Origin of the sequence: Oceanobacillus zhaokaii (assembly GCF_003352005.1) — a bacterium.
Classification (GTDB): Bacteria; Bacillota; Bacilli; order Bacillales; family Amphibacillaceae; genus Oceanobacillus; species Oceanobacillus zhaokaii.
This window is the reverse complement of record NZ_CP024848.1, coordinates 404423-416417: the sequence shown is the minus strand read 5'-3', so window position 1 is coordinate 416417 and position 11995 is coordinate 404423. Positions and strand designations below refer to the sequence as shown.

The following is an 11995-nucleotide window of genomic DNA, read 5'->3' as shown; positions in this document are numbered from 1 at the left end:
CTAATTTATTAGCCTTGCTTTAATTTTTAAAATTGATGTCGTTGTTACTCTTATTTAGTTTTCAAGGTACAAAGTATAAAATGAGAGATTTGCTCTCTCAAAACTGAACCAAACAACCATGTATGTCCTTACTATCTTAAAGATAGCGTTCCGAATATTCCTTAGAAAGGAGGTGATCCAGCCGCACCTTCCGATACGGCTACCTTGTTACGACTTCACCCCAATCATTGGTCCCACCTTCGGCGGCTGGCTCCATAAAGGTTACCTCACCGACTTCGGGTGTTACCGACTCTCGTGGTGTGACGGGCGGTGTGTACAAGGCCCGGGAACGTATTCACCGCGGCATGCTGATCCGCGATTACTAGCGATTCCGGCTTCATGTAGGCGAGTTGCAGCCTACAATCCGAACTGAGAATGGTTTTATGGGATTTGCTTGACCTCGCGGTTTTGCAGCCCTTTGTTCCATCCATTGTAGCACGTGTGTAGCCCAGGTCATAAGGGGCATGATGATTTGACGTCATCCCCACCTTCCTCCGGTTTGTCACCGGCAGTCACCTTAGAGTGCCCAACTAAATGCTGGCAACTAAGATCAAGGGTTGCGCTCGTTGCGGGACTTAACCCAACATCTCACGACACGAGCTGACGACAACCATGCACCACCTGTCACTTTTGTCCCCGAAGGGAAATCCCTATCTCTAGGGAGGGCAAAAGGATGTCAAGACCTGGTAAGGTTCTTCGCGTTGCTTCGAATTAAACCACATGCTCCACCGCTTGTGCGGGCCCCCGTCAATTCTTTTGAGTTTCAGCCTTGCGGCCGTACTCCCCAGGCGGAGTGCTTAATGCGTTAACTTCAGCACTAAGGGGCGGAAACCCCCTAACACCTAGCACTCATCGTTTACGGCGTGGACTACCAGGGTATCTAATCCTGTTCGCTCCCCACGCTTTCGCTCCTCAGCGTCAGTTACAGACCAGAGAGTCGCCTTCGCCACTGGTGTTCCTCCACATCTCTACGCATTTCACCGCTACACGTGGAATTCCACTCTCCTCTTCTGTACTCAAGTCCTCCAGTTTCCAATGACCGTTCGTGGTTAAGCCACGAGATTTCACATCAGACTTAAAAGACCGCCTGCGAGCGCTTTACGCCCAATAATTCCGGACAACGCTTGCCACCTACGTATTACCGCGGCTGCTGGCACGTAGTTAGCCGTGGCTTTCTGGTTAGGTACCGTCAAGGTATGATCAGTTACTATCATACTTGTTCTTCCCTAACAACAGAGTTTTACGATCCGAAAACCTTCATCACTCACGCGGCGTTGCTCCGTCAGACTTTCGTCCATTGCGGAAGATTCCCTACTGCTGCCTCCCGTAGGAGTCTGGGCCGTGTCTCAGTCCCAGTGTGGCCGATCACCCTCTCAGGTCGGCTACGCATCGTCGCCTTGGTGAGCCATTACCCCACCAACTAGCTAATGCGCCGCGGGCCCATCTGTAAGTGACAGCTTACGCCGCCTTTCATCTTCTCACCATGAGGTGAAAAGTGTTATCCGGTATTAGCTCACGTTTCCGCGAGTTATCCCGATCTTACAGGTAGGTTGCCCACGTGTTACTCACCCGTCCGCCGCTCATTCCACTCTTCTTCACCCCGAAGGGATCGGAAAAGCTTCCTGCGCTCGACTTGCATGTATTAGGCACGCCGCCAGCGTTCGTCCTGAGCCAAGATCAAACTCTCCAATAAAGTGTTTGAAATGAAATTGACACCAATCAATTTCATATAATGTCTTAGCTTTAAGAAGTGTTACCTTCTTGTTTTATTGAAAAGAAAACACGTTTCTTTTCGTTGACATACTGGTTGTTTTGTTCAGTTTTCAAAGAGCAAATGTTCTGTTGCTTCAGAAGCAACTTTATTACTATATCACATATCGCATTTTGTTGTCAACAACTTTTTCGAAATTACTTCTCGTTGTTTTTTGCGACAACTTTTATATCTTATCATCCACCTATGTGAATGTCAACAACTTTTTTCATTGTTTAATTGCTTAATTGCTTACTAGATTTACTTAAACTGTTTTTCTATTTAGTATAACTAACACTTTTTTAACAGCAAAATTCATATTACGCTCCTTATAGCGATATGTCAATAACTTTTTTCAAATATCAAGAGATTTTATTACGAAAAACTAATACCTCTCGTTAATACGCATAAACCCCCTCTTTTAAAAATACTTTATCCTCAAATTAATATTTAGCAGGAGAAGAAATACTTCTCCCACTAAATAAATATCCCTGCTATTAAAAATTAGCCACTACCTTACACCAAGCGTTTCCTTCGCCATTTCTTCCATATCTAGTAATCCAGATTTTATTGCAAACTCAGCGATGCCTACAGGATACGTGGCTTGTAACTCTACAATATGTTCAAACATTGCAGGCCAAACATAACCTCCCGATTTTTCATAAGCAGCCAATTAATTCTCTTAATGATTTTTCTCCAAATGCCATTAGGTGGGATACAAAATCATGAGCCGGATCGTCTACACGTGCCTCTGTCCAGTCAATAAACCCTGTTACACGCTGCTCTTGACTATTAAAATATGACCTGGATGCAGTCTCCATGAATGAAAGCTGTACGTTCTGGCCATAAGATGTCAGTTTCGACCCAGTTCTACCAACGCCCCCATAACTCGTCATTCACACCGAACTTAGCTCTCACGTTTTCCATTCTATTAATCATCGCTTTTCTTATTTCTTCTGGTGTTAAGACAGTTAACCCCACCTGCTTCGCTTCGCTATGATTGATTGCATGTAATTCTACCATCGCACGTCCTATTGATTCATAGTAGTTATCTGAAATGTTCTTCTCATCAATTTCCCATACATAAGCCTGAGCTTCTGGATCGATTGTTCCAGCCGGAATTCCTTTTAGAAGCTTATAAGCAATTAATTCCTTAGAAAAACAATCCAGTTCGGTGATTGAATGGAAATGTTTGGCCTTACCAAACCGAGATTAATTTCTCATTCTTAGTTGTAGGAATAACGTCAGCACGTCTAGGAAATCTTAATACCCAGTTCCCTCCTTCTAAATCCGTTGCAAAGACAACTTGAAAATCCATCCCGGATTAATTGAATTTCAATAAATCCTTTAATACAAGAATTCCATGCCTATTTGCAATTTCAATAATTCTCTCTTTATCCAATGACATTATTCTCCTTCCTTCCTATATATATGTGTAATAAATTCTTGGAATTTTTCTGCATCCGCTTTTTTACAGTCAACCACTAATTTTGTTCCTTCTGGTGCAAAATCTTCCTCCAAAACGTCCGCACGTTCATTAAAATAGGAGACAATTTGACCATCTGTATATGGTATAAGCAATTCGCATCGCACATAATCATTGAAAATTTGTTGCTTGATTTGTTCCGTTAATGTCTCCATACCCTGTCTATTTTTCGCAGAAACATAGACATTATTGCCATCGACCAATGGATAATTTCCCTCCAGTAAGTCCACCTTATTATATGCATGAATTACCGGGATACCTTCTATGCCAATCTCCTCTAATATTTCGTTCGTAAGCTGCCGCTGCTCTGCGTGGTGTGGATTGGATAAATCTATTACATGTATTAATAGGTCCGCTTCTGCCACTTCTTCTAGTGTAGAACGGAATGCTTTGACAAGGTGATGTGGTAATTTATTAATAAACCCTACCGTATCCGTCAGTAAAAAGGTTTGATTCGTTCCTAGTGTTACACTTCTAACAGAGGTTTCCAGCGTCGCAAAAAGCATATTCTTTTCAAATACTTGTTTATCCTTTTCCTCATTATAGAATTCTAACACTGCATTCATCATCGTTGATTTACCTGCGTTCGTATAGCCTACAAGAGATACAACAGGAATCTCATTTTTTTCTCTCTTCCGCCTTTGCATTTTTCGCTGGCTCACTAAATGCTCTAATTCCCTGCTTAACTTCGCTATTTGTTCTTCAATTTTCCGACGATCCATCTCTAATTTCGTCTCACCAGCACCACGGTTATTCAGCCCTGACCCGCCACCTTGGCGCCCTAATGACTCACGGCTGCCAATCAATCTTGGAAGGCGATATCTTAATTGCGCAATCTCTACTTGTAATTTCGATTCCCTCGTCTTCGCACGTTTGGCAAAAATCTCAAGTATTAACGTAGTGCGATCAACAACTTCACAATCCGGTATGACTGATTCTAAATTCCGAATTTGTGATGGAGATAGCTCGTCATCAAAAATGATTGTATCTGCTCCCGTTTCTTCTACCATTTCCTTTAGCTCTTCTATTTTCCCTGAACCAATGTAATGCCCTTGGTTTATCCGATTCAGATTTTGCGTTACATTCCCAACCGTTATGATATTACAGGCAATAGCTAAATTTTCTAATTCCTCCATTGAGTATTGAAAATCATGCTTTTGTTTATTTAAGTTAACACCAACTAATATTGCTTTATTTTCCATAATTATCCCTCCATTTTTTTACATAAAAAAACACAGACCTCTGCCTGTGCACCACGTAAACGGGAAATCAAATTCATCCAATGATAATTGGATCAAAATATGCCTTCACAATGTGATTGGCAATTCTTCGTTCCCTTATTTTTTTAGACAGCAAAAAAGAAGGTAGACTACTCCCCTTCTTTTTAAACATCACGTATTTAAAAGGTTTCCTAATAAAAGGCAGACTAATCCCGTTTACCCTGCAGCACAAACAGAGCCTCCTGAACGTATTCAGTTAACGTATTTCAAAGATTGTAAACGAAGTCTGATAGATGCCATTAGGAAAACCTCCATTTCATTAAATTTAAGTTAAGCTTACCATAACTTTAATCCGCTTTCAACAGCCAATTCATCCAGTAACCACTGCATTTTGTAAATGCATAAACGCAAGTTACCCTTCTTTATCTGCCTCTTCCTTAGTAAATAAAGACAGAATAGTGGAAAACAAATACAATAACATTACAGAAACAAAGAGGAGGGTTGCTTATGAAAATATCACTTGATATTGATAATGATTACGAAGAAACTACTGTAATGATTCAGTGCAAGGAAATCGATGAATCAATTCAGGAAATTCTTGATTTTTTCAAAGGGAGAGAACAGGAATTTTTTGTCGGTAAAGATGGGGATATGCAGCATATTCTTAAACCAGCAGATATTCATTATTTTTATTCCAAAGAAGATAACGTAATTGCAGTCACATCGAATGGAGAATTTATAATGAAAGAAAAGCTTTATGAGCTGGAAAAAGTACTCTCATCCAGAAGGTTTATCCGGCTTTCTAAATCAGTAATTGCAAACCTTTATGAACTTAGTCGATTCGAAGCTTCATTTAATGGCACCCTCTGCGTATACTTCAAATCTGGAGTGAAGGAATATGTCTCGAGGCATTATGTACCAACTATTAAAGAAGCATTAAAAATGAAACGGAGGAATAATTAATGAAAACCTTTCTAATTAGAAGCTTAATCGGTATCTTTTTTGGCGCATTCGTAGCAATTGCGATCACCATTTGTATTATTTATTTTGGTGGTATTAAACAGTTAGAAGGTGAAATGTTTCTTAGAAATTCACTCGGTTCCATCTTTTGCGGCTGGTTTTTCTCGGTATCACCACTATATTTTGAAATTGATTCGCTAAAGCTTCCCACTCAAACTGCATTACACTTTATTACCGTAGCTGCATGCTACTTTGTTTTATCTTTAGGAATTGGCTGGATCCCATTTAGTTTTCCAACCATTCTATTAATACTGGGATTATTTCTTATTGTGTATTCAATTATTTGGTTGTGCTTCTATCTTTATTTTAAAAAGGAAGCGAAAAAACTAAACGCGGAACTTTAACATTCGCCAGGGATTTTTCCCTTTCCAAAATAAATATTAGCTGCTTCTACTGTTAGTTATCGAAGTACTGAACTCTAAGAATTAATGAGGAGGAATATTATTGGAATATATTAGAGATTATGCGATGTATACAGCCATCTTTGGGATGTTTAGTATGTGCTGGTTTGGCTGGGCTCAGGAAAATCCAAGGAAAAGCTGGCGGAAGTATCTTGGGATTGCTTCCGGTATCGCCCTTGTCGTTGGTATCGTTGGCATTTATTTAAGTGCAACCCATTGGCATAGCTCTTCAGCCTTAGCAGATTCAGCCGCATACAAAAACTATTTAATTTTTCTTTTTCTCGAATTCTCTTTAGCAGGGATTGGCGCCTTCTTCTTAATTAAATTTAAACGCAGTAATTTTGTTGCCCCATGGATTGCTTTTATTGTAGGTATTCATTTCATTTGGTTGAAGGACATTTTCCAAGACGCTAGTTTATATATATTAGCAGCTCTTCTTATTGGGATCTCATTCATTTCTTTACCATTATCGAAAAAGTTACAAGTTCCTAATAGCGCGATTACAGGTCCCCTTGCTGGTACATCTCTATTCTGCTTTGCGATTATTGGAGTAATCCGCTTCTTATTAATTTAAATATAAGCCCTAGGCTAAACGCCTAGGGCTTCCCTCTTTCCTGTTTAAATCACGATATGATTGTTTCCGTTCCAACTTCTCGCAGAACACAGCGTCCCTTGCCATGCGGGATGCACATTGGCGTACCGAACATTGGATCACATGCTACACTGCATTTCATTTGAAAGACATCATGTACGAGTTCGCTCGTAATAACTTCCTCTGGTTTCCCTTGTGCGAAAACCTTCTTATCCTTAATCGCAATCATATGATGGGCATATCGACTAGCAAGATTCAAATCATGCAGTACCATGACAATCGTCCGTCCATCCTTTTCATTCAGGTCGAATAATAAATCCAGTACATCAATTTGATGGGTCAAATCCAAGTAAGTTGTAGGCTCATCCAATAAAATGATATCGGTTTGCTGTGCCAGCGTTAACGCAATCCATGCACGCTGTCGTTGACCACCAGATAATGAATCAACGGTTCGGTCCTTCAAATCAACCATATTCGTTGATTCAAGTGCTAATAAAACAGCATCCTCATCTTCTTTTGACCATTGCTTCATGAAACTGCGGTATGGGTGTCTTCCTTGTTTCACAAGTTCATAAACAGTTAAACCATCAGGAGCAATTGGACTTTGTGGCAGAACCGCCAGATTCTTCGCTACATCCCTCGTCTTCAGCTTCGCTATTTCTTTTCCGTTTAATATAACCGTTCCACTCTTCGGCTGAAGCAGACGAGCCAACGCACGAAGTAAGGTCGATTTTCCGCAGCCGTTTGGACCAATTAAAACCGTAATCTCACCCTTAGGTATTTCTATATTTATATCATCTATAATAAGTTTATCGCCAAAACCTAATGTTAAATCTCTCGCTGTTAATGCTTGCACTGGGATCACTCCTCCATCATAGCATACAGAAACACATAGCCATGTATATGCTTTCTTTCAAAACATTACGCTACTAATAGTCTATTTCCTTTATTAAAATTAGTCAATGACAATTACTCTCATTTAGGAGAACAAAAAGTGCAAGTGGCCGTTTATTGACGTACGGACTGCCCCCACTGTATAAGGATGGCTTTCTTATACTACTTACATTTATAAAAAATGCTGTCCACCAAAAAGGAAGACAGCATTTCACTTATTTAACTAATGTATCTAATACTGCATCAATTGTTTTCGCAGATGCTGTAAATCCTTTATTCGTCCAGCTGCTTGCATCCTCAAGCACATATACTTGATCATTTTGTGCTGCTGGTATGTTTTTCCATACCTTACTATTCTCTAATGTTTCAATTCCTTCTTCACCTTCTGCAGCTAATAAGAAAACATGATCTGCATCGAGTTCAGATAGTTTTTCAAGAGAGATTGGGTTCCATTCTGGAGTTGCCTCACCTAATGCTTCAACAAATGATGGATAGTGTAATCCAACTTCTGAATAAAGTACGTCTGCACTATGACGATCTTTCTCAAACACGAAGAATTGACCACCAATTACCCAGATTGCCGCAATCGTTTCGTCACCAATTGCTACTTCCAATTGTTTCCCCGCGTCGGCTACTAAATCCTCAAATCCCGCCAAAGCTTCTTCCGCCTCTTTTTCCTTCCCTAGCAATTGACCAAAGACTTCAATCTGTTTACGCCAATCTCCAGTTGTTTCCTTGGTCATAACGTAGGTTGGAGCAATTTTATTATAATCCTCGTATGTACCTTCATAATTTTCCATATTATTCTCTAAAATAATCAAATCTGGTTCATGACTAAGTACTTGCTCTAATGGCAATGTCCATTCAAGCTTTGGTACATCTTGCAGCTTGTCCTCTAAATGGAATTGCAGACTTTCGCCAATTGCCCATTTCGCAACAGGTGTAACACCTAGTGCTAATAGTGCATCTTCATGAAACGGTGCAATAACTCGCTCTGCACCTGATGGAATCGTAACTTCTCCCATTTCAGAATCAAGCTTTACTTCCGTTTTTTCTGCACTCCCTGCATGATCCGTTGATTCGGAATCGGATGCGCTGTCATTATTACCACAGGCAGCTAAAAGCAGGGCTATGCAAATCATTATACTAAAAAAAAGAAATTCTTTTTTATGATTTGTATTCATTATAATATCTCCTTTATGATATAATTTAGTTTAGATTTTATGATAATGATAATCATTTTCAGTAGGTTCGTCAATATTATTTTTCAGACAGATTAGCTATTAACAAATAGGAGATTTGTATGCGTGCATTTATTAATCATTCCAGTACTTTAAAAACATTCATCAATATAATAACATTTACAGCCCTTGTCGGGGCAATCGCTCTATCTGTTTCTTATGGGGCGACAAAAGTACCATTGGAAACCGTATGGCAGGCTGTTTTTCGCTTTCAGCCAGAAATAATAGCCCATCAAGTCGTTCAAGAGCTACGACTGCCGCGAGCAATTGCCGCTGCTCTTATTGGCGCATTTCTGGCGGTATCGGGTGCAATTATGCAGGGAATGACGCGAAATCCGCTCGCATCCCCTTCTATAATGGGGGTTACTGATGGGGCTGCATTTGCGCTCGTTATTATTTTGGCCTTCTACCCTGCTGTATCGAATTTAGGAGGAACATTTGCTTCCTTAATTGGGGCAGGAATTGCCGTTTCAATCATATTCATTATCGGTTCAATGTCTTCTGGGGGTCTGACTCCCGTTAAATTGGCACTAGCAGGTGTAGCAATTGGAGCATTGATCAGATCTATCTCTTCGGTCATTTCTTTACATTTTCAATTAGAAAAGGAAATAGGATTCTGGATGGCTGGCGGGCTTGATGGTGCTAATTGGAATGCTGTAAAATTGCTCACCCTTTTCGGAATCATTGGTATGCTAATTGCTTTATTCATCTCAAAGTCAATTACTGTCCTGAGTTTAGGAGAGGATATGGCAACTGGATTAGGGCAAAATAACACTTTAATAAAAATTCTCGGCATTTTCTCTGTTCTTATATTAACCGGGATTTCTGTTTCTATCGCGGGGGCAGTGGGATTCATCGGCTTGATCATTCCGCATATTGCTCGGTTTATTATGGGAAAAGACTATCGATGGATTATCCCATCTTCCGCAATCTTTGGTGCATTATTACTTGTGCTGGCAGACCTTGTTTCAAGATTGGTGAATGCACCTTTTGAAACACCAGTTGGAGCAATTACTTCCCTCATTGGTGTTCCATTCTTCCTATACTTAGCACGAAATAGCGGAGGTGGAAGTAAATGAATACCGTTAAAACAAAAAAGCGGAACCAATTTATTTGGATGATGATAACACTAGGTATTTTTATAATAATAATGTTTTTTATTAGCTTAAGTACTGGAGTCATCCAGATTACACCAATAGAAGTAATCAATACGCTTTTACATAACGGAACAGAGCAGCAGGCACTCATATTGTTTGACTTCCGTTTACCTGGAATTGTTTTGGCATTATTAATTGGCGCTATGTTAGCTGTTTCCGGCACCATCCTGCAAGGCGTAACACAAAACGATCTTGCCGATCCTGGAATCCTAGGAATCAACACTGGAGCAGGTCTTGCAGTTGTCTTGTATATCTACTTTTTCCAAGATATGCTGTCCTTAACCGGAATACAATCGATTTTCCTTATGCCGTTTGCTGCTTTAATCGGGGCAATCTTTGCAGCAGTACTAATTTATTTATTGGCATGGAGAAGCGGGATAAATTCTATTCGGCTAGTTTTAGTCGGAATAGGAGTGAATGCAGGGTTCGGTGCAATACTCACGATATTACAATTAAGAATGGATCCCCAGAACTATCGTCAAGTAACTGTATGGCTTGCTGGAGATATATGGAATGCAAATTGGAATTTCGTACTTGCACTATTGCCATGGGCACTTTTGCTAATTCCGATTGCCATTTATAAAGCAAAGGCATTGGATGTTTTCAACCTCGGCGATGAAGTAGCTGCAGGACTCGGGATTAAAATAGAAAAAGAAAGAGGAATATTACTGCTAATTGCTGTTGCATTAGCAGGAGCGGCTGTTGCAGCGGGTGGGGCAATTGCTTTCTTAGGACTTGTCGTCCCCCATATAGCAAGAAAACTGATTGGCCCATTACATCAACTGATCATCCCAATATCAACCTTAATTGGTGCATTACTTCTGATGGTTGCTGATACGATTGGCAAGAATATTTTAGCACCGTCAGAAATCCCAGTAGGTGTTGTTGTTTCGATATTAAGTGCACCATATTTTATCTATTTATTAATGAAAGCAAAATGAGCTGCGAGGAGGATTTCTTATGATACAGCAAGCAGATGTTTACGACATTACGATTATAGGCGGAGGTCCTGTCGGGCTATTTACTGCCTTCTATAGCGGAATGAGGGAAATGAAAACAAAGATAATTGAATTCTTACCATATCTCGGAGGGAAGGTTCCTTATTTTTATCCGGAAAAGATAATTAGGGATATCGGCGGAATACCAATGATTTCTGGAGAAAAGCTAACGGAAGATTTGATTAAGCAAGCAATGACCTTTGATCCAACAATCGTATTAAATGAACAGGTCACGAATATGGAAAGACTCGAGGATGGCACCTTCCTGTTAACAAGCAATAATGGTGCACAGCATTATACGAAGACGATTGTGCTGGCGACTGGCTTTGGCTCATTGAAATCCGTTAAGCTCGATATTGACAATGCAGTTGATTTTGAAGAGAGAAGTCTTCATTATTCCATTAAAAAGCTAGAGAGCTATCGCGATAAAAATGTGCTTATCTCTGGCGGAGGAAATTCTGCGGTTGATTGGGCAAATGAACTTGAACCGATTGCGAATAACGTTACGTTAATCTATCGAAAGCCAGCATTCACTGGAATTGAGAGTAATGTTAGTAAAATGATGAATTCATCGGTAGAAGTGCTTAATCCGTATGAACTGGTTGAACTGAAAGGAACGAATGGGCAAATATCCAGTGCGCTTGTGAAGCAAGTCGCTATGAATGCTACAAAAGAAATAGCCGTTGATAATGTTATTGTCAACCATGGATTTGAAATTAACCTAGGATCAATCGCTGAATGGGGCATGGATATGGAGAATGGAACTATACTTGTTGATCAAACAATGTCTACATCGCTCCCGGGAATATTCGCCATTGGTGACGTTGCAAACTATCCGAATAAGCTCGCCTTAATTGCCGGCGGCTTTAATGAAGGACCGATTGCAGTAAACAGTGCCAAGCAATTTATTTTGCCACATGAACCATTGAAACATCTATTCTCTACACACTATGAACCATTAACTTTAGAAAACTAAGGTTTAACAAGCCTTTCGGTAACAGCCTTAGTTGCACTTATTCGTTAAGAAAGTTTTTATGCTTTCTTAACTGCTAAGAGATTAAAACGAATGCCTTACGGACATCAGGTCTCACGAGTCATTCGTTTATTCCAAAGGCTTTTTTCTAAAACTAGCTGTCACCATCCCCTCCAAGAATACGCCTCCAGACCTACAAACAACTATTTCTCAAGCTGGTTATC

At 40.1% G+C, this 11995-nt stretch carries 12 protein-coding genes and 1 rRNA gene; 6 read left to right on the top strand and 7 right to left on the bottom strand.

All coding sequences use genetic code 11. From position 1 onward, the window contains the following. Positions 1-165: 165 nt before the first annotated feature. From CUC15_RS02160 to hflX, 5 genes are all read right to left on the bottom strand, one after another. A 16S ribosomal RNA gene (locus CUC15_RS02160) occupies positions 166-1732 on the bottom strand. A gap of 568 nt (positions 1733-2300) precedes the next feature. Next, positions 2301-2462 (bottom strand): hypothetical protein, encoded by a 162-nt coding sequence (locus CUC15_RS20780; RefSeq protein ID WP_423241356.1) that lies wholly within the window; start codon positions 2460-2462, stop codon positions 2301-2303. Further along, positions 2449-2685, bottom strand: coding sequence for a phosphotransferase (locus CUC15_RS20775; RefSeq protein ID WP_423241355.1), 237 nt, complete (start codon positions 2683-2685; stop codon positions 2449-2451). The genes CUC15_RS20780 and CUC15_RS20775 overlap by 14 nt, the downstream gene beginning before the upstream one ends. Next, a complete protein-coding gene (locus tag CUC15_RS20770; protein WP_423241354.1) occupies positions 2660-2812 on the bottom strand; it encodes a hypothetical protein in 153 nt (50 codons plus the stop codon). The genes CUC15_RS20775 and CUC15_RS20770 overlap by 26 nt, the downstream gene beginning before the upstream one ends. Positions 2813-3196: 384 nt before the next feature. Continuing rightward, positions 3197-4477, bottom strand: a complete 1281-nt coding sequence (gene hflX / locus CUC15_RS02150) for a GTPase HflX (protein WP_114915151.1) — start codon at positions 4475-4477, stop codon at positions 3197-3199. 525 nt (positions 4478-5002) lie between these two features. Here hflX and CUC15_RS02145 point away from each other — a divergent pair. The 3 genes from CUC15_RS02145 to CUC15_RS02135 all read left to right on the top strand — a co-directional run bounded on the left by CUC15_RS02145 (position 5003) and on the right by CUC15_RS02135 (position 6490). Then, positions 5003-5458 (top strand): LytTR family DNA-binding domain-containing protein, encoded by a 456-nt coding sequence (locus tag CUC15_RS02145; protein ID WP_114915150.1) that lies wholly within the window; start codon positions 5003-5005, stop codon positions 5456-5458. Further along, positions 5458-5859, top strand: coding sequence for a DUF3021 domain-containing protein (locus tag CUC15_RS02140; RefSeq protein ID WP_114915149.1), 402 nt, complete (start codon positions 5458-5460; stop codon positions 5857-5859). The genes CUC15_RS02145 and CUC15_RS02140 overlap by 1 nt, the downstream gene beginning before the upstream one ends. Before the next feature lie 100 nt (positions 5860-5959). After that, positions 5960-6490 carry a hypothetical protein gene (locus CUC15_RS02135; RefSeq protein WP_114915148.1) on the top strand — a complete coding sequence of 177 codons (531 nt, stop codon included), beginning with the start codon at positions 5960-5962 and terminating at the stop codon, positions 6488-6490. Positions 6491-6539: 49 nt separating this feature from the next. On the opposite strand, the gene CUC15_RS02130 is transcribed toward CUC15_RS02135, so the two are convergent. Both CUC15_RS02130 and CUC15_RS02125 read right to left on the bottom strand, forming a co-directional pair. Next, positions 6540-7364 carry an ABC transporter ATP-binding protein gene (locus tag CUC15_RS02130; RefSeq protein WP_114915147.1) on the bottom strand — a complete coding sequence of 275 codons (825 nt, stop codon included), beginning with the start codon at positions 7362-7364 and terminating at the stop codon, positions 6540-6542. A gap of 253 nt (positions 7365-7617) precedes the next feature. Then, positions 7618-8586 (bottom strand): iron-hydroxamate ABC transporter substrate-binding protein, encoded by a 969-nt coding sequence (locus CUC15_RS02125; protein WP_114915146.1) that lies wholly within the window; start codon positions 8584-8586, stop codon positions 7618-7620. A gap of 119 nt (positions 8587-8705) precedes the next feature. On the opposite strand from CUC15_RS02125, the gene CUC15_RS02120 reads away from it, so the two are divergent. Genes CUC15_RS02120 through CUC15_RS02110 form a run of 3 tightly spaced genes read left to right on the top strand, consistent with a single transcriptional unit; the run spans position 8706 to position 11774 of the window. Further along, on the top strand, positions 8706-9722 hold the full coding sequence (locus CUC15_RS02120) for a FecCD family ABC transporter permease (protein ID WP_114915145.1): 1017 nt from the start codon (positions 8706-8708) through the stop codon (positions 9720-9722). Next, positions 9719-10741, top strand: a complete 1023-nt coding sequence (locus CUC15_RS02115; protein WP_114915144.1) for a FecCD family ABC transporter permease — start codon at positions 9719-9721, stop codon at positions 10739-10741. The genes CUC15_RS02120 and CUC15_RS02115 overlap by 4 nt, the downstream gene beginning before the upstream one ends. A gap of 19 nt (positions 10742-10760) precedes the next feature. Further along, positions 10761-11774, top strand: coding sequence for an NAD(P)/FAD-dependent oxidoreductase (locus CUC15_RS02110; RefSeq protein ID WP_114915143.1), 1014 nt, complete (start codon positions 10761-10763; stop codon positions 11772-11774). Positions 11775-11995: the final 221 nt, after the last annotated feature.